The 17,914-nt window shown below is 67.2% G+C and carries 14 protein-coding genes and 1 pseudogene; 10 read left to right on the top strand and 5 right to left on the bottom strand.

The window, feature by feature from the left end:
- Positions 1-23 precede the first annotated feature (23 nt).
- The 4 genes from IPI67_33190 (at position 24) to IPI67_33175 (ending at position 7,495) form a co-directional block, all read left to right on the top strand.
- Positions 24-2,867 carry a DUF4175 domain-containing protein gene (locus IPI67_33190; protein MBK7585033.1) on the top strand — a complete coding sequence of 948 codons (2,844 nt, stop codon included), beginning with the start codon at positions 24-26 and terminating at the stop codon, positions 2,865-2,867.
- A complete protein-coding gene (locus IPI67_33185; GenBank protein MBK7585032.1) occupies positions 2,864-4,402 on the top strand; it encodes a hypothetical protein in 1,539 nt (512 codons plus the stop codon). The genes IPI67_33190 and IPI67_33185 overlap by 4 nt, the downstream gene beginning before the upstream one ends.
- 100 nt (positions 4,403-4,502) lie before the next feature.
- A complete protein-coding gene (psd, locus tag IPI67_33180; protein MBK7585031.1) occupies positions 4,503-5,327 on the top strand; it encodes a phosphatidylserine decarboxylase in 825 nt (274 codons plus the stop codon).
- A 1,028-nt stretch (positions 5,328-6,355) separates the two neighbouring features.
- A complete protein-coding gene (locus IPI67_33175) occupies positions 6,356-7,495 on the top strand; it encodes a class I SAM-dependent methyltransferase (protein ID MBK7585030.1) in 1,140 nt (379 codons plus the stop codon).
- A 26-nt stretch (positions 7,496-7,521) separates the two neighbouring features.
- Here the strand turns inward: IPI67_33175 and IPI67_33170 are convergent, their stop codons facing one another.
- A complete protein-coding gene (locus tag IPI67_33170) occupies positions 7,522-7,923 on the bottom strand; it encodes a hypothetical protein (GenBank protein MBK7585029.1) in 402 nt (133 codons plus the stop codon).
- A gap of 46 nt (positions 7,924-7,969) precedes the next feature.
- Between IPI67_33170 and IPI67_33165 the strand changes: the two genes are divergently transcribed.
- Positions 7,970-9,976: an FAD-binding oxidoreductase gene (locus tag IPI67_33165; protein ID MBK7585028.1), complete on the top strand. Its 2,007-nt coding sequence runs from the start codon at positions 7,970-7,972 to the stop codon at positions 9,974-9,976.
- Here IPI67_33165 and IPI67_33160 read toward each other — a convergent pair.
- The 4 genes from IPI67_33160 to rpmE all read right to left on the bottom strand — a co-directional run bounded on the left by IPI67_33160 (position 9,967) and on the right by rpmE (position 13,001).
- Complete coding sequence (locus IPI67_33160) at positions 9,967-10,407, bottom strand: hypothetical protein (GenBank protein MBK7585027.1); 441 nt, start codon at positions 10,405-10,407, stop codon at positions 9,967-9,969. The genes IPI67_33165 and IPI67_33160 overlap by 10 nt on opposite strands.
- Positions 10,408-10,518: 111 nt before the next feature.
- On the bottom strand, positions 10,519-11,589 hold the full coding sequence (prfA, locus tag IPI67_33155) for a peptide chain release factor 1 (GenBank protein MBK7585026.1): 1,071 nt from the start codon (positions 11,587-11,589) through the stop codon (positions 10,519-10,521).
- A gap of 1 nt (position 11,590) precedes the next feature.
- Positions 11,591-12,640 (bottom strand): DUF1385 domain-containing protein, encoded by a 1,050-nt coding sequence (locus IPI67_33150; protein MBK7585025.1) that lies wholly within the window; start codon positions 12,638-12,640, stop codon positions 11,591-11,593.
- Positions 12,641-12,794: 154 nt separating this feature from the next.
- Positions 12,795-13,001 (bottom strand): 50S ribosomal protein L31, encoded by a 207-nt coding sequence (gene rpmE, locus IPI67_33145; protein MBK7585024.1) that lies wholly within the window; start codon positions 12,999-13,001, stop codon positions 12,795-12,797.
- Between the two features lie 196 nt (positions 13,002-13,197).
- On the opposite strand from rpmE, the gene IPI67_33140 reads away from it, so the two are divergent.
- The 5 genes and pseudogenes from IPI67_33140 to IPI67_33120 all read left to right on the top strand — a co-directional run bounded on the left by IPI67_33140 (position 13,198) and on the right by IPI67_33120 (position 17,908).
- Entirely contained in the window at positions 13,198-14,166 is a 969-nt protein-coding gene (locus tag IPI67_33140) for a DUF362 domain-containing protein (GenBank protein ID MBK7585023.1), read from the top strand.
- Between the two features lie 96 nt (positions 14,167-14,262).
- A complete protein-coding gene (locus tag IPI67_33135; GenBank protein ID MBK7585022.1) occupies positions 14,263-16,227 on the top strand; it encodes a 4Fe-4S binding protein in 1,965 nt (654 codons plus the stop codon).
- Between the two features lie 59 nt (positions 16,228-16,286).
- Complete coding sequence (locus tag IPI67_33130) at positions 16,287-16,511, top strand: hypothetical protein (GenBank protein MBK7585021.1); 225 nt, start codon at positions 16,287-16,289, stop codon at positions 16,509-16,511.
- Positions 16,512-16,954: 443 nt separating this feature from the next.
- A pseudogene (locus IPI67_33125) lies at positions 16,955-17,173 on the top strand (hypothetical protein).
- Positions 17,174-17,314: 141 nt separating this feature from the next.
- Positions 17,315-17,908: a hypothetical protein gene (locus IPI67_33120; protein MBK7585020.1), complete on the top strand. Its 594-nt coding sequence runs from the start codon at positions 17,315-17,317 to the stop codon at positions 17,906-17,908.
- The last annotated feature ends 6 nt before the right edge of the window (positions 17,909-17,914 follow it).

Genomic DNA, 17,914 nt, shown 5'->3' with positions numbered 1-17,914 from the left:
TGACGGCGCTAAGCTCCGAGCCCGTGGCTGTCACCGAGCTGTTGAACACCCTGGCCGGTGCTTGGCGCACCCGGGTCGGTACGGCCTCGCGCCAGGCGCTCCTGGGAGCCATGGTGCTCGCGGTCACGGGGGGTGCCCATCTGGCGCGGCAAGGGACGCCGGCCGCGCGGGCCGGCACCGCCGGGATGATCCTCGTGGTCTTCGTCGCGATGATCGTGCGCGCGGTGCGCGAGCGGCGGACGTACCGCGATCTGCGGCGGACCATCACCGAGGTCGTGCTGCCGGCCGACCGTGACCTCGGGCTGCGCACGCTGCGCGCCGTCTCGCTGCTCGAGCGCACGGCCAAAGACGACAGCGCCGGTTCAGCGGAGCTTGCGCACCTGCACTTTCAGCGACTCGTGGCGCGTGCCTCCGTCGAAAAGGTCGAGGCGACGGCCACCCGACGCGCACGCATCTGGCAGCTGGGTCTGCTGGTCGGGTTGTTGGCCGCGACCGGCTCCTTTGCGTTCGGGCCCATGCGTGTGGTCGAGGGCCTCGACGTGCTCTTCGCGCAGAAGGGGCGGGCGCCGCTGCCCTTGGCCTGGCTCGACTACATGCGGGTGACCGCCGAACCACCGGCGTATCTGAAGCTACCGGAGCGGTCGGTGCTCCCCAGTCTCGGCTCTCGCCATCCCGAAGGCACGCTGCTCACCGTGCGCGGCGTGCCGCGGCGCGATGGTCGGCGTCTGGTGCTCACCGATGGCGAGTCCGAGGTGCCGTTCGTGAGTGATGGCACCGGCGGCGTCGTGGCCCGCTGGACGGTGCTGCAGACCAGCGAGCTGGCGGTCGCCGCGCGCTTTGGCTCGGTGCTGATCACCGAGCTCGATCCGATCCCGCTCGCAGCAGTGACGGATGCGGTGCCCGAGGTGACTCTCGAGGGTGCGCCGAAGTCTCTCGAGCTCAAGACCCTCGAGAGTCTCCCGCTGCACTACGAGGCCAGCGATGACCACGGGCTTCGGCAGATCGATCTGGTGCTTCGGGCGGGGGATCGCGAGGACCGGCGGGTGCTCGCCCGGCTCGACGGCGAGAGCATCTTCGAACGAGGAGCTCACGTGCTCTCTCCGCGTGATGGGTTTCTGAAGCGTATGTACCTGCCGATTCAGGTCGGCATCGAGGTCCGGGACAACGACCCGATTCGCGGCCCGAAATGGGGCAAGAGCGCGACCATCACCTTGATCCCGCCAATTGTCGGTGAGCCCGAGGCACTGCGTCATGCCGGGCTCGACAAGGCGCGGGGTGAGCTGATCGATTTTCTCGCGTGGCAGCTGGAGAAGGTGAGCGCGAAGGAGGGTGAGCCGGTGTCGCGTGACGAGAAGGACCGCGCGCGGCGCGCGGCCGACGCGACCCGAACGGCGCTCGACAAGACCTATGGCGGGTTGCTCGTTCCGGCGGGCTTGCGCGCCTTCGTTGCGGGGCAGATCCGCCAGCTGGAGCGTGCGCCACGCCCCGGTGAGTCTCGGATCCGACGTACCGAAGACGTGACGCTTGCGCTCGACTCGGTGCTCCGCGCGCTGTCCACGCGGGACGCACAAGGCGTCTCCAAGCGGCTCGCGGACGTGGTCGAGGAGATCGCCGACGGGGCGAAACAAGCGCGTGAGACCGAGAAGAAGACCATCGGGCTCGCGCGCCTCGACACGGCACTCGAGGCGGCCAACGCCGGAGCGGGACGGCTCTCGGAGCTCGGGCTCCTGGGGCGCGACCTGGGGGGTGTGGCTCGCGCAGATCTGGGACGCGTGAAGCGCGCGCGGCAGACCGAAGACCTGACCCACGTCGAGCTCGCGGCGCGTCACCTGGCCGCCCGCCTGCGGCGCCCGAACCCCTCGTTCGGCAGCGCCCAACGCGGCGGGGTCGAGTCGGGCTCGCCGGGACAGCGCGGGGCATCGAGCGGTGAGCCGTCGGACGCCAACGACCGCTTCGACGAGCTGGCCGCAGAGCTCGAGCGCCTGGCCGTCGACCACGGCAACGAGATCGGCAACGTGGAGCGCGGCCTCGCCGAGGCGGAGCAGAGTGTCGATCTGGAGAACCTGCGAGGTGAGGCCAAACAGCGCGCGGAGGCGCTGCGCCGGGCGTTGGCCGAGCTGCCGCAGTTCAGTCACACCCCCGGTTCGGCGCGATCGTCGGCGTCCCTTGGCCGCGAACACGGCGGGGCGATGGCGGAATCGCTGGAGCGCCTCAGCCTGGGTGACGCGGTTCAGAGCGGAAAGGACGCCCTCAACGCCCTGGACACCGCCGAGAAGAAGGCCGGAGCTTCGGCCAACGATTTCTTGGATCGTGAGGAGCTGAGCGCGGCAAAACGTGAGCTGCGCCAGCATCTGTCCTGGGCCGAGCAGCGTCTGAGTGAGCTCAAACAGAACGCGCAGGGCAGGGCACGAGCGGGCATGAGCTCGTCGGGGGAACGCGAACAGGAGATGTCCCGTCGAGCGGGGAACCTCGCATCGCGCGGGAAGCAAGGTGACACCGCGCTGCCCGAGGACGCGCTGGAGAACCTCGAGAAGGCGGAGGGCCTGATGCGCGAGGCGGCCCGCTCGCTGATCGACGGCAAGGGAGATCGAGGCCTCGAGCTGCAGCGCCAGGCGCAACGACTGCTCGAACAGGCAAACACCGGTCAGACCGGCGACGAAGAAGAGCCCGCACCGCGAGAGTCCAAACCTCGCGACTCGCACGGCGATCGCGGCAAGGAAATTCGTACGGGTGGAGAGGTGCCGCGCGATCAAGACAAGCGCCGTGCCGAGGAGTTCAGGCGGCGCGTGGTGGAGGGGCTCGGCAAGAGCAAGGACGAGCGCCTGGCGCCCGCGGTGAAACGTTACGCGGAGGGTCTGCTGCGATGAGAGCGTGGATTGGCCTGCTGCTGCTCGCGCTGACTCTCTTGCTCTCGCCGGAGCTCCACGCTCAAGCGCCGAGCCGCGCTCAAGCCATTGCCGACGCGATCACCGAGCTGGACGTGGACAAGGCCCGCACCCTGCTCGAGAAGCTCGAGTCGGCCTCCCCGACCATCGCCTTCGAGCGCGCCCGCCTCGCCATCTACGTTGGAGATTGTGATACGGCCGCGGCGATCCTGGCCTCCGCGGAGCTGTCTTCCACGCCAGAAGGTGCAACGTTGGCGGATCTGGCCAGGAAATGCGCGGGGGGCACCGCCGGCGCACTGGTGGAAGAAGATCACGACGCTGGCATCTGGATCCGCCTGCAAGACGAGGCCGATCGCCCGCTGGTGCCGCTGATCGTCGAGGTCGCGGCCCGCGCGCGCAAACAGATCGAGGCGGATCTGGGCACGGTCATGCCGCGTCCGCTGCGGATCGATCTGGTGCGAGATCTCTTCACACTCTCGGCGCTCACGGGGCTTCCTCTCACCGCTGCCGAGACGACCGGTACCGTCGCGGTGGCGCGCTGGGGTCGCGTCACCATCATCTCTCCTCGCGCTACCTTCCTGGGTTACCCGTGGGAAGACACCATGGCGCACGAGATTGCGCACCTGGCGCTCACACGAGCGACCCGCGACCGTGCGCCGCTGTGGTTGCAGGAGGGCATCGCCAAGCGCGAAGAGACCCGCTGGCGTTCGCCGCGCCCGTTCGATCAGACTCCCTCGGCGGACTCCGTTGCGCGCGCGGCGCTGAAGAGCGGCCGCTCGGTCGGCGTGGACAAGCTGGGGCCTTCGATCGCGATGCTCCCGAGCCCGGACGCGGCGGCCACCGCCTTCTCGGAAGTGACCAGCTTCGTTGCTTACTGGGTTCGAGAGAACCAGGTGTCGGGCCTTCAGATGTTGATGGCAGATCTGAAGGGCACGGGCAGTCAGGACCCGAGCGAAGCGCTGCGCAGCGTCAGCGGTTACGACCTGCAAGCTTGGATCACGAAGTGGCAGCTGTGGTTGCTCAGCCAACCCGAGGTCGCACCGGAGGCAGAGCCGCATCCCGCAAAGACGGCGGCGCGGGCGGACGATCCGGTGAGGCGAACCCGCCTCGGGGATCTGCTGTTTGCGCGCGGCCACGCGGCGCAAGCGGCGACACAATACGAGCCTGCCGTGAAGGCCGCGCCTCGCGAGCCCGCGCTCCGGTTTCGCTGGGCCCGAGCGCTGGCGAGCGCCGGCCGTGACGCCGACGCTCGCGCATCCCTGGGCAAGCTCGAGGACGTTCGGGCCATTCACGGAGGCTGGCAGGCGCTCACCGGGCGGTTCCTGGCCGAATCCGGCCAGGGCTCGGCCGCCGAGCTCGCCTTTCGCCTGGGCGTCGCCGTGGACCCTCTCAGCGAGGATGTGGCGTGTGAGGGGCACGGGGCCCCGCACCGTCGTGATGCGCCAAAAGCCCCTCTTCCTGGCGATGCGCGGCGTCGGGCGCTGTGTGAGGCAGCTCGGGCATTGCCACGAGATTGACCCTAGGGCGCGGGCCGCCTAGCATCGGCCGTCCATCTGTGCGAAATCAGATGGCTCTTCCGCCAACCCGGTCTACCGCGTGCTCGATTGAGGACCACCGGTGAGTGCAGCTACCTACGCCGCAGCGCAGCTCCTGAAAGTGCTTCCGCGAGTGCGGATCAGCCGGGCTGTAGGCAGATTGTGCGAAAAGCCACTCGCGCCCCCGATGTCCCGCGCCATCGAGCGGGTCTATTCGAGCGTGTATCGAGTGAACATGGGTGAGGCTGCGCCGAAGGCGGGGGCCTACCGGAACTTCGACGAGTTCTTCACCCGCAACCTCAAGCCCGGGGCGCGCCGCATCAGCGACGACGTCGTCGTGAGCCCTGCGGATGGTGTCATCGAGGCTACCGGCCCCATCGACAGCGGATGTCGAGTCTTCGTCAAGGGTAGGCCTTACGACGTGGCCGAGCTGGTCGGTGATTCGAAGGACGCCACGCGCTTCGCTGGCGGCGGTTTTGCGGTCGTCTACCTGTCACCTCGGGACTACCACCGGGTTCACTCACCGGTCGAGGGTGAGCTGCGGCTGGTGCGCGGGATCCCCGGCGATCTTTATCCCGTGAACAAGATCGGAGAGCGCCACTTTCCGCGATTGTTCGTGCGCAACAATCGCGTTGCGATCGCCATCGACACCGCCGGACTGGGCCGCGTCTACGTCATCATGGTTGGTGCGGTGATCGTCGGTAGGATCAGCGTCCAGGCCCTCGATGCACCAGCCGTCCCCGCCGGTGATCACTTGCTCGACCCGCCAAGCTCGGTGAAACGCGGGGACGAGCTCGGCACATTCCACTTGGGCTCCACCGCAGTGCTGCTGGTAGAGCCTGGCATCACCTTGGCCCGTTCCGTCGGACCCATCCGGTACGGAGAATCCTTGCTGAAACCGGCATGAGCGACGAGCTGGACGACGAAGCGCCGCCGGACATTCCGGACATCTCCTCGGATCCCGAGGTGGCGCCGATCCCTGCTCTGCCGTCGGAGTTGCCTCCGCCGCCGCTCTCCGCGCGGGAAGTTCCGCGCGCCCAGGCGGACTCCGAGCTCGATGTGGACATCGACGTCGAGCTGCCGGGCGGAGCTCCCGAGAGTGAGCCGGCGCCGAGCGTCGAGCTGATTGAACCCGAGCCGGAGAGACCGGCACCTCCACCGCGCAAGCGCATGGCAACGAACCCGGCGACGCCGGTCGCCCGCGCCAGCATGCCCGCGCCCGCCGAAGAGAGCGGAGACGGCGAACCGTCAGCGGAGGCCCTGCGCGCACCGCGGGCGCCGTCCATTCCGGATCTGGGGCTCGACGAAAAGACGACGCGTATCGAGCGCTCCGAGTCGCCGAGTGAGCACGAAGACACCCTGCGTCGGTTGCCCGCGCCTGGCGAGTTTGCGGAAGAGGATCTCGAAGAAGCCACGACGCGCATGCCCGAGACCGCGCCGCTGCGTACACCGTCCGCGCCGCCGCGCCCCGTATCCCAGCCGCCGCGACCGGTGAGCCAGCCGCCGCGACCCATCTCACAACCTCCGCGTCCGGTCTCACAACCTCCGCGCGCCGAACCGCCGACTGCAACCGCGACTGCGCGCCGCAACGAGTCCGAGCCGCCCACACAACCTTGGAATGCACCCCCGGATCTGTCGGGTGACGGCGAGAGTGCAGCGACCTCTTATCCGCCCCCACCGCTCGTGGTCGACGCTCCGGATGAACCGATCGAGTCCCCGCCGACCTCGCTGAAACCAATGCGCATGATCAGCGTCAAACACGCTGAACGCGCTAGAGTGCCCGCTCTGCCCGCGGATCCCGCGTCGGTCGCGCCCGCGGACGCTCCGGCGCCGGCGCCGGCGCCCGCTCCGGCCGCAGCGCCGAGCGCTGCAGTCGCGCCCCAGACTCCACCAAGCGCTGCCGCCGCGCCGCCGACTCCACCAAGTGCGGCCGCCGTGCCGCCGCCGCCGCCGAGTGCGAGCACGGAAGCGTCACCGGTGACTCCCGTCGAGGTGGTGCCAACGGTCGAACCGCCCACGACGCGGCCCCGTCGGGACTCCGTTCCGGTCCAGCGTGTGGACGTCTCGACTGCCGACGAGCTCTCCGACGACGACATTGCCCCGGATTCCGACGGAGAAGAGGACGGTGACATTTCGTTCCCCGCCGACGAGCGCTCCGACGCCGCCGCGGCCGAGCAGCTGGCGGACGTCGAGATCCCGGTAGAGCGCGAGAGCGAGCCCGAGATCGCGGTGGTCATCGAGGAGGAGAAACCGCCGCCACCGCCGCCGCGCCGTGATCCGCCGAAGCCGCCCTCCGTTGCCGAAGCCAAGGAAGCGCAGCGCAGCAAGCAGCGCAAGGCCTGGTGGGAGGAGCTGTTCGGCGAGGACTTCGCGCGAGCCAACGCCAAGCTCAAGACTCCGCAGATCGTCCGCGAGGCAGACTTCATCGAAGAGTCGCTGGGTGTCGCCAAGGGTGGCGTACTGCTCGACCTTGCGTGCGGCGGGGGTCAGCACGCGGTCGAGCTCGCGCAGCGAGGATATGGCGTGGTCGGTTACGATCTGTCGCTCTACCAGCTCGCCGTCGCAGCGGACTGTGCGCAGGAGGTCGGCCAGAAGCTGAACCTGCTTCAGGGCGACATGCGCGAGATGGCGTTCGAAGAGATGTTCGACGGCATCTACTGCTGGAACACGAGCTTCGGATATTTCGAGGAAGAGAAGAACGCCGCGGTGGCGTCCCGCATCTTCCGTGCCCTCAGGCCGGGGGGAATGTTCCTGCTCGACGTCGCCAATCGCGACTTCGTCGTCGCCAACCAACCGGCGCAGACCTGGTTCGAAGGCGAAGCGTGCGTTTGCATGGACGATATGGCGGTGGACTTCATCACCAGTCGTCTGAAGGTGAAACGCTCCCTGATCTTGGACGACGGTCGCACCGCAGAGTGTGGTTACAGCATTCGGCTATACTCGCTGCACGAGCTCGGCAAGATCCTGCACGACGCCGGCTTCCGGGTGACCGAAGCCAGTGGGCATCCATCCACGCCGGGGGTGTTCTTCGGCGCAAGCTCCCCGAGGATCCTGATCCTCGCACAGCGCCCGTGAGCTTTTTGCGGGAGTGAGACCCGGTCTCACTCACACGTGACGCTGACGCCGACGCTCTTTTCGGCGCAGCTGCAGGCGCTGCCCAGCACCTGTTTCACGCACGCACACGTCGCGCTGGCAGCGCACTCCGGCAGCCACGCACAAGCCGGGCCGCCGCCCGCTTTTTCGTCGCAGTAAAAACCCTTGGGGCACAGCCCTTTTCCGCACTCGAAGCAGCTGCCGTCCTGACACGGAGAGCTGGCTGCCTCGGTCTCGCTGCCGGACTGCTCGCCGCCCTCGCCGGTTTCGCCGCTGGATTTCTGGCCGTTCTTCTGGCCGGCGCTCTTCGCCGGGCTCGCTGTGCCACCACCGCAGCCCGACCCGCAGATGGAGGCCGACAAGCCGGCGAGGACGCTGATGAAGAAGGCGTGTTTGGCGCGCAGCGACACGGAGCGAAAGGTATACGCCCTGGCGCACGCGGGTTACAAGCTCGGTGTGAGCGTCATCCGTGCCCTCGAGAGCGCGCTGCCGGGCGTCACCGTCAGCGAGACGAGCCCCGATCGTCTGGCCTATGCCCGCGACCTCTGGCCCCGCCGGTTGCTCGACGTTCGCGCAGGGCGCCCGGATCTGCACCAGCCTCGGGCGGTGGTCTGGCCGCGGAACACCGACGAGGTGATCACCCTCACGCGCATCGCGCGCGAAGAAGGCCACTGTCTCGTGCCCTTCGGCGCCGGCAGCGGTGTGTGCGGCGGCGTGGATCCGAATGAGCGCACCATCGTCGTCGATCTGAAGAAGATCCGGGACTACTCCATCGATTCGACCGCACCGCTGCTCGATGTCGGAGCGGGCGCCATGGGCATCACGCTGGAAGAGGACATCCAGCGCGCCGGCTTCACCATCGGGCATTTCCCGTCGAGCATTCTGTGCTCGACCGTCGGCGGTTGGGTCGCGGCGCGCGGCGCCGGTCAGTGCTCGGGGCTCTACGGCAAGATCGAGGACATGGTCGTGTCGCTCGACTGTGTGCTCGGCACCGGTGAGGCCGTCACGCTGCGCCGGCGCTTCGACGGCCCGAGCCTCGTCCCGGCCATCATCGGCAGCGAAGGCACCATGGCCATCATCACGCGGGCGAAACTCCGACTGCATCCTGCGCCGATTGCCCGGGCGTACGCCGCGTTTTCCTTCGCCGACACCGAGTCCGGGTGGGAGGCACTCCGGGTCATGTACCAGGCGGGGCTGCGCCCGGCGGTCTCGCGCCTCTACGACCCCATCGACTCGGCCATCATGAAGTCCGGCTCGGTGCGCTCGGGTCGCCGCCGCCGAGGGCCGGGGACCACCAGCACTCGGGTTGCGAAGCTTGCGCGTACGATCCTGAAGGTACCGCGCGCCCTCAACGCGGTGATCCAGGCTGCCGAAGGCAACTTGCTCGGCGGCGCGACCATGGTCCTGGTGTTCGAGGGGCTCTCGGATCCCGCTCACGCCGATTGTGAACGCGCAGCTCGCATCGCGCGGGAGCTCGGTGCACGGGCGCTGGGGGAGGGCCCGGCGCGCAAGTGGTTCGCGCATCGTTACAGCGTCAGCTACCGCCAGGCGCCGGTGTTTCGCCTGGGTGCGTTCAGCGACACGATGGAGGTCGCCGCGCCGTGGTCCAAGCTCGCTGCGTTGTACGACGGCGTGCGCGAAGCACTGGGTGAACACGTGCTCGTCATGGCGCATCTCTCCCACGCCTATCCTGACGGCTGCAGCATCTACTTCACGTTCTCCGGCTCCGCCGACAGCGACGAGGCGGCGATCGAAAAGTACGACGCCGCCTGGCGCTCGGCGCTTGGCGCCGCCATCGCGGCGGGAGGCACTCTCAGCCACCATCACGGCGTGGGGCGCAGCAAGGCGCCGCGTCTGGGTGAAGAGCTGGGATACGGGGTCGAGGTGGTGCGTCGCATGATGCAAGCGCTGGATCCCCACGGCATCTTGAACCCCGGCAACCTCACGCCGCGAGCCGACGTGCCGATCCACGAGGTCGCTGCGGCCGAGCCCTTCCTGCCCGGGCACATCGATCAGGCGTCGCTGCTCGCAACCTTCGACGGGCAGACGTCGCTCGCCGAAGCCGAACGACAGCTGACCCAGCGCGGGCTCACACTCGGCCTCGAGAGCGAGCCCGGACAGCTGAAGATTGCAGCGTTCGTCGCCGCCGGCATGCCGGGTCTGCGTGATCGCTGGAGCGATCCGGTTGCCCAGCCCCTCGCGGGTTTCTCGGCCGAGCTCGGCAACGGCCGCCGGTTGGTGGTGCGTCCGGCGCCGCGTCGTGCGGTTGGCCCCGACCTTGCCGCCCTGTTCACCGGCGCGGGTGAGGCCGTTGGCCGCATCGAACATGCAACGCTGAGCGTGCACCGACAGGGCTCTGCGCCTGCGCGTGAGCTCACGTTCATCGGCGACCGAAACCCGAGCGCAGATCCGGCCGAACGAGCCGCGTGGCAGCGGGTCATCACCCGCGTGAATCAGCCCTGAGCGGACAGCAGCTCGAAACCACCAAGTCGGCTCAACGCCTGCTCGACCAGGACCCGATCGCCGTCCTCGAGCGGCGACGAGTCGGCGCGGTGAAGCGCATACCGCAGGGTCGCCGCCTCGAGCGCGGTCAGCGCCGCGGTTCGATCGTACGACAGGCCATCGACGCGGAAGCGGAGCAACACCTGCCCGTCATCGAGCACTGCCTCGCCGATGAGCTCACTCTTCTGGCGACCGCGGCCCAAGAGCTGACGGACGAGGCCCCGCACGCGCGCCGCCTTCCGCCGCACCTTGCGCGCGCCCGGCTCCTCGAACAGCCGGAAGAAACGGTTGCGGCTGAAGCTCGGCGGCACGAGGACCAAGGCGCAGAACAGCCCGTCGTCGTCGATCGGACGCCGACTTGGGCGATCGGGCTCCTGCTGCGCCTGGCTCACTGCCCCATGTTCGCCGCGAACGCGCCGCAGGTCGAGCATCAAGGTTGGTGCGCGTCGCCGCAGCGTGGTTCACGCTCATCGGCGCTAACACTTGACTTCGCCGACGGCGACTCAGCGAAGCCCTTGCCGCTCGAGCTCTGCTGCCTGGTGAAATGAAACCAGCGCGTCGATCAGCTCCGACAGGTCCCCTTCCATCACCCGATCGAGCTGGTACAACGTGAGCCCAATGCGGTGATCGGTGAGGCGATTCTGCGGAAAGTTGTAGGTGCGGATCTTCTCCGACCGGTCGCCGCTCTTGACCATGCCGCGCCGCTCGTCGCGCTGGGCCTCGGACTGCTTCTGCTGTTCGATGTCGAGCAGACGACTGCGCAGGATCTTGAGCGCTTTGCTCTTGTTCTTCAGCTGGCTGCGCTCGTCCTGGCATTTGACGATCATGCCGGTGGGCAAATGGGTGATCTGCACCGCGCTGTTCGTGGTGTTCACCCCTTGCCCGCCGGGGCCTCCGGAGGCCGCGATGTCGAAGCGCAGATCCTTGTCGTCGATGTTCACGTCGACGTCCTCCGCTTCGGGCAAGACCGCGACGGTGGCCGTCGAGGTGTGGATGCGACCCTGCGCCTCGGTCACCGGGACACGTTGAACCCTGTGTACTCCGCCCTCGAATTTGAGGCTCGAGTACACGCGGTTGCCCGTGACCAGCGCGATGGCTTCCTTGATGCCGCCTGCAGCGGCCTCGCTGGTCGACATCAGCTCGACCTTCCAGCCCTTCTGCTCGGCAAAGCGTGTGTACATGCGCAGCAGATCGCCGGCGAAGAGGGCCGCTTCTTCGCCGCCCGTTCCGCCGCGGATCTCGAGGATCGTGTTCTTGTCGTCGTTTGGATCCTGGGGCAAGAGCAGGAGCTGGAGCTGCTTCTCCAGCTCGACCAAGCGCGCTTCGAGCCTCGGCAGCTCGTCCTGCGCGAGCGCGCCGAGCTCCGGGTCATCGAGCATCTCGCGGTCTTCCTCTACCCGACGAGTCAGGTCGCGCCACTCGTCGAACGCCACGACCACGGCCTGGATCTGAGAGCGCTCACGGCCAAGGGACAGCAGTCGGGACGGATCGGCGATGGTCGCCGGTTCACACAGCAGCTGTTCGAGCTCCTCGCTCCGCCGCCGGACCGCCTCGAGCTTCTCGACCGGGAGCACGTCAGGCTGCCGGGCGCGCTTCGTTCAGCGCTTCGAAACCATCGAAGGTCGAGTCACCCTGCGCGGTCGCTCTGCCCTGCTCCCGCACGAGTGCGCTGCGGAGCGCGGCCAACGCCACCTCGAGCTGTGAGTCATCCGGTTCGATGGTGGTGATCTTCTGCACCAGGAAGCCGGGGTAGAGCAAGAGCGCCAACGGCCCTTTGCCCCAGCGCGCGAGGGCTCGCTGGATCTCGAAGGTGATGGCGGCGATGAAGGGCAAGAACGGCAGCTTCATCAAGAAGAAGAGCAGGTTGTCGCCAAGCTTGCCGAGGCCGAGCTGCGGCAAGAGCGGCCCGATGGCGGTGAACACCAGGATCGAGACCATCGCGACCATGACCAGGAATGTCGTTCCGCAGCGCGGGTGCAGCGTGGTCTTGCTGCGTGCGTTGGCGACGACGAGCTCCTGACCCGCCTCGTAGGCGTGGATCGCCTTGTGTTCAGCGCCGTGATACTGAAACACCCGGTAGATCTCGGGCATGCGCCGGATTGCCAGCATGTAGCCGACGACGATCAAGAGCTTGGCCGCGCCGGTGATGACCTGGAAGCGCGGATCGCGCACGTCGAGGCCGAGCTTGAACACACGGCTGGTTCCCTCGGCGAAGGCCTGCGGCAACGCCACGAACAAGCCGATCGCAAACAGGACGGTGAGCAGCGTGAACAGCGATTTGCCGGCGCCACCGTCCTTGCCCGAAGTGGGCGGGGGCGACTCTGGATCCGCGGTGACCAGCGCGATGATCGAGAGGGAGAGCGCCGCGAGCGTGCTCGGCCCACCACTCTTGGGTCTGGCGCCGCCGGCCTTTTCTTCGGCCTCCAGATCTTGCTCGTAGACCTCCGCACTGAACCTGAGGCAGCGACTGCCGAGCTTCAGGGCCTCGACCAGCGTCGTGATCCCTCGCACCAGCGGCCAGGCCTTGGCTCCCACGCGCGGATCGACCATCTCCTCTTCGCGCACCATCAGCGCGCCACCACGTCGACGTACGACCGCCGCGTACGAGTGCGGCGAGCGCATCATCACGCCTTCGATCAAGGCTTGCCCTCCAATGTAGGGGCGCGCGACTCCGTCGGTGGAGACGACCGGGGGCTGGTTCATGGTAGCCCGCTGAATATAGCGTCAGCTCTGGGAACTGCTGCCCCCGAGCTCAAATCTTTTTTCCGGTGAGAACCGCTCACGCCGTCTTCTGGGCGTAACGCTTCCGGAAACGATCGACGCGGCCCTGGGTGTCCATGAGGCGCTGTTTGCCCGTGTAGAACGGGTGACAGGCCGCGCAGACATCGACGGGCATTTCCTTCGCCGTCGAGCGGGTCTGGAAAGTGTTCCCGCAGGCGCAGGCCACGGTGATGACGTTGTACTGGGGGTGGATGCCGTCTTTCATGGCGGGGGCGCGGACCCTAGCGCCCCGGGTCCCGGTGTTCAAGCAATCAGAACTGGAACCGGCTTTCTGGGGTCCCAGCCGCCCTCCGGCGGGCTCCGCTCGCCCGAGTCGAAACAAAATCCTACAGTTACGTCAGGTTAGGTTCTCTGCCTGCAAATTTGACGTTACGTGAGATCTGTCCCATATCCAACGGGCCATGGCCGAAATATCCCGTCGAGAAGCGCTTTCGCGTCTCGGCGTGGCCAGCGGGCTGATCGGCGGCTCGGCCCTCGTGGCCAAACTCGCCTACGACCGCGGCGGATTGGACCTCTCCCGGTCCGAGAGTGAGCGGCAGGTCCGTGACTTCGGCGTGAAGGCCGTGGGGGACGCGGCCGTGATGGCCATCGCCAAGAGCTCCCGGGACGCGGCCGAGCTGACGCGCAAGGCGGTCGAGGGTCTCGGCGGCATGAAGCGCTTCATCTCCCGGGGTGACGTCGTTGCCATCAAACCCAACATCGGCTGGGACCGAATGCCGGTCCACGCCGCGAACACCAACCCCGTGGTCGTCGCCGAGCTGGTCAAGATGGCGTTCGATGCCGGCGCTGCGCGGGTGGTGGTCACGGACGCCTCGTGCAACGAGCCGAACCGCTGCTTCACCCGCTCGGGGATCTGGCGCGCGACCCACGCGGTCGGTGCGACCGTCATCCTGCCCGCCGCCCACCGCTTCCGCGAGATACGCATGAAGGGCGACGTGCTCGACCTCTGGCCGGTGTACACACCGCTGGTCAACGCCGACAAGATCATCAACGTGCCGGTGGCCAAGCACCACAACCTGTCGAAGTACACCGGGGCTATGAAGAACTGGTACGGCCTGCTCGGTGGGCGCCGTAACCGACTGCACCAGAACATCGACGTTTCGATCGCAGATCTTGCGACGTTCATGCGCCCGACACTCACGGTGCTCGATGCAACGCGAGTGCTGCTCCGGAACGGGCCGCAGGGTGGCAACATCGACGACGCAAAGGACATGCATCAGGTCATCGCCAGTCTCGATCCGGTGGCGGTCGATGCGTACGGCGCGACGCTGATCGGCGAGAAACCTGCCAACGTGAAGTACCTCGCCATGGGTGAGGAGCGCGGGCTCGGAAAGGTCGCCTGGGAGCAAGTGCCGCGCGTGGAGGTCTGAGTGTCCGAGCACACCCACGCTGCGCCCCACGATCTACCCAGCCCCATCCCGTGGCTCGGCGCTGCGGGGCGGGTCGCTCCGCTCGACGCGGAGCCGGTGCGCGCGCCGCCCGCCGTTCAACCGCCGGCGGCTGCTGCGAAGAAGGGCTGCGGCTCCGGCGGGTGCGGTTGCAAGTCGGGTGGGGTTTCGGCTGGCGCGGTCGACGCGAGCGCGGCGGGCACCTCCGCGAGCGGGGCTGCCTCGCCGAAGGCCGGCGGTGGGGGCGAGAGCGCTGGTTCAGCATCGACTCCCACGCGCGTTCCACCGCCCTCGGGCTTCAATAGGTGGGTCAAGAGACGCTTTGGCCCGCGCAAGCTGCCCGGCTCGGGGATCCCCGCGCGAAAGATCATTCGGTTCCTGGCTGGCGCGCGGGTCGTGGCGCAGGCGGTGTTCCTCGGGATCTTCTTGTGGTTCCTGTTTGCGACCGCGTTCCGCGGCACGTTCGCCGCCGCATCCGACAAAGCGATCCGCTTGCCGCTGCCGGTCGAGGCGTTTCTGCTGGCCGATCCCTTCGTCGCGGCGATGACGCTGCTCTCGACCCACACGGTCTACCGCGGGCTGGCGTGGTCCCTCGTGATCTTGACGCTGACGCTGCTCTTCGGGCGCGTGTTCTGCGGCTGGATCTGTCCGTTCGGAACGCTGCACCAGTTCTTCGGTTGGATCTTCCCGAGTCGTTATCTGAAGGGGAACAAACGGGTCGAGTCGAACAAGACCAAGGGCTGGCAATCCGGCAAGTACTACCTGATGTACGGCTTCCTGGGTGCGGCCGCCGCGGGTAGCGCGGTTGGCGGGCTGTTCGATCCGATCTGCGTGGCCGTGCGCGCCATCGGCCTCGGTGTCGTGCCCGCGCTGCAGTACCTGGGCATTCGCGGCGCGACCGTGGCGGCGTCGACCAACCTGCGCTCGGTGCAGAACGCGAGTGATGGCGCGCAGGACTTCCTTGCGCAGACCATCTGGACCGCGAACCAGGGTTATTTCCACCAGACCTGGTTCATCATTTTCGCGCTGGTCGCCATCTTGTTCATGAACCGCATCATTCCGCGGTTCTGGTGCCGGGCGCTGTGTCCGCTCGGTTCGTTCCTGGGCGTGCTGTCGCGCTTCTCCATCTTCGGAATGGAGAAGGATCATTCGAAGTGCACCGACTGCAACCTGTGCCTGGTGCACTGCCAGGGTGCGGACAGCCCGCAGGGCGGGGTGAAACACCGGCAAGACGAGTGTTTCGTGTGTTTCAACTGTGAGACTGCCTGTCCCGAGGACGTGATCAAGTTCAAGTTCTTGCCCAACCGCAAGAGCGAGATCCTGAAGCCCGATCTGCAGCGCCGCACGATGCTGGCCACGACCGCGGCGGGCGCTGCGGCGATCCCGGCGATGCGCGTCGCAAACTGGCCGGACCGAGCGTACAGCGAGAAGGTGATCCGCCCGCCGGGCTCGGTGGAAGAGCGCGAGTTTCTCGAGCGCTGCATCCGCTGTGCGGAGTGCATGAAGGTCTGTCCCAACAACGCGCTGCACCCGGCGTTCTTCGAGGCGGGGCTCGAGGGGTTGTGGACGCCGATCCTGATCGCGCGCATTGGCTACTGTGAGTTCAGCTGTGTGCTCTGTGGCCAGGTCTGCCCGACCGGAGCGATCCAGAAGATCGACGAGAAACAGAAGATGGGCATCGGCCAGAAGCCGGTGAGCATCGGCACGGCGATGTACGACCAGGGCCGTTGTCTGCCCTGGTCGATGGCCACGCCGTGCATCGTGTGTGAGGAGTTCTGTCCGACCTCGCCCAAGGCCATCTGGGCCGAAGACGTCGAGGTACCGAAGCGCGAGAGCCACTACGAGGCGGGTGGCGAGGCGGCGAAGATGACCACCATCAAGGTGCAACGTCCCCACGTCGATCCGTCGCTCTGCATCGGCTGCGGCGCGTGCGAGAAGGTCTGCCCGATCGTCGACAAACCCGCCGTCTACGTGACCAACGCCGGCGAGACCCGCAGCAGGACGAACGTGATCCTGCTGGAGAACACCAGCTACTCGTCGTAGCGAGCTCCGCGCCCGGGCGAGCCTCGGCGAGGGCACGGGGTGGTGCTATCTTTGGCCGTATGGACGCTCTGAAGGCGCAAGTGAAGAACGGGCAGATCGTGCTCGACGAGCCGAGGGATTTTGTCGAGGGAGCGGAGCTGCTCGTTTTTCCGGTGACAGATCGGATGACTGCCGAGGAACGAGCCGAGCTCGAGCGCGCCGTCGAAGAAGGCGCCGAGGATTTCGAGCGCGGTGACTTCGAAGATGCACGCGAGTTTGCGCTGCGCCTTGCGGCCAGGCCGTGAACGTTTTCATCTCAAAGCGAGCCGGGCGGGCTGCCACGCGCATCGACGCACGCTGGCGCAAGTACGCTGACTTCCCCAACACCTTCGCGCTGGAGCTGCTCGAGGCGATCGATTTCCTCGGCTCTGTCGACACTCCTGGTACGCCATTGCCAACGGAGAAGCGCCCAGGCTTGAAACGGTTGCTGATGCCGAAGTCGCGGTGCCACATGTATTTCGAAATCGATGAGCGCAAGCAGATGATCCGCGTGCTCCACGTTTGGACGGCCGACGCGAGACCGCACCGAAGCTCTGATGGCTTGCCTTTTTGGCCGCCGAAAACCCGCCTCCCCGCGCGCGTGCGCGTCGGCGCTCGCGTCTCGGCGAGCGCGAAGCTAGGCTGAAACTCGCGTCTGGGATTTTCGTCGCTGCACGAGGATCTCGCCTCTGGTCTCTGACTTTCTAAGCTGCGAACGCGCCGGGAAAACCGAGCTGCGCGGTCGGCGCTCGCGACGGAGTCGAGCTTCACAGGGAAGGAAGAGGACGTCGAGGTCGGGCTCCAGTACTTCGGGAAGAGGTACTACGCGCCGGTCTTGAATCGGTGGATGAGTGCGGATCCGTTGGCGGTGCACGTGCCGGACGACGAGGCGGACCTGAACCTGTACGCGTACGTGAGCGGGGCGCCTGAAAGACATGACCCCCGGTCTTGGGTCCCGTGCGAGCCATGCCAGAAGCGATTCCGTCCCCCTATCGCCGATTGGATAGACCGCGTCGCGGCGGCGTGGAGGTCGCCGTCGCCGCTCAGAGTGCCGAAGGTTGTGGCCGCCGTGAACTGGGGCTTGCCAACAGCGCTGGCATCAGACGCGGTTGTCGCCGGGATTGGTGGCGTCACCACGGGCTCGCACGTCGCGTTTCGTGCGGCGAAGCCTGCAGAGCAGGGCGTCGCGTCCCTGGTACGCCGTCTCAGCCCGAAAGACCTCGGAAAGTATGCATCCACGGTAGTCGAGAGCGTCCAGAAGCGCGTGATGTGGGTCGTGGGCGAACACGGAGGAATGTCCCAGTTTGGCCGCCGGAAGGGGCTCGCCGAGTCGCATCATGGCGTGCTCAGCAAGTGGATGGAGACCCACTACGGATCGGCCTACAGCGCGGACAAGGCGCCGGGGGTGCTGATGTCGAAAGCGGATCACGCCAAGACCGTGGGTGCCACGAACACCTGGATGAGCGAGATGCGAGAGAAGATGGGTGGTGAGTTCAAGTGGGAAAAGGTCAGCGCTGAGGAGGCGCGCGGTCTTGCAAACCGCCTCTTCGACGCTGCAGGCACGCCAGCTTCGGTGCGTGAAGAGTACATGAAGCAATTCGATGCATTCCGCCAGACTCTGGATGCTGCAAAGAAGGCCGCCGCGCAAAGTGGGAAGAAATAGCGAGGT

It is taken from the genome of Myxococcales bacterium (assembly GCA_016706225.1).
Lineage (GTDB): Bacteria > Myxococcota_A > Polyangia > Polyangiales > Polyangiaceae > JADJKB01.
Note: the sequence above shows the minus strand (reverse complement) of the source record. Positions and strands in the feature narration are given on the sequence as shown.

Excerpts from the sequence above, each read along its gene's own strand:
- IPI67_33140 (MBK7585023.1), top strand. The coding sequence starts at position 13,198 with ATGGCCGAAATATCCCGTCGAGAAGCGCTTTCGCGTCTCGGCGTGGCC.
- IPI67_33150 (MBK7585025.1), bottom strand. The coding sequence starts at position 12,640 with ATGATGCGCTCGCCGCACTCGTACGCGGCGGTCGTACGTCGACGTGGT.
- IPI67_33130 (MBK7585021.1), top strand. The coding sequence starts at position 16,287 with ATGGACGCTCTGAAGGCGCAAGTGAAGAACGGGCAGATCGTGCTCGAC.
- IPI67_33185 (MBK7585032.1), top strand. The coding sequence starts at position 2,864 with ATGAGAGCGTGGATTGGCCTGCTGCTGCTCGCGCTGACTCTCTTGCTC.
- rpmE (MBK7585024.1), bottom strand. The coding sequence starts at position 13,001 with ATGAAAGACGGCATCCACCCCCAGTACAACGTCATCACCGTGGCCTGC.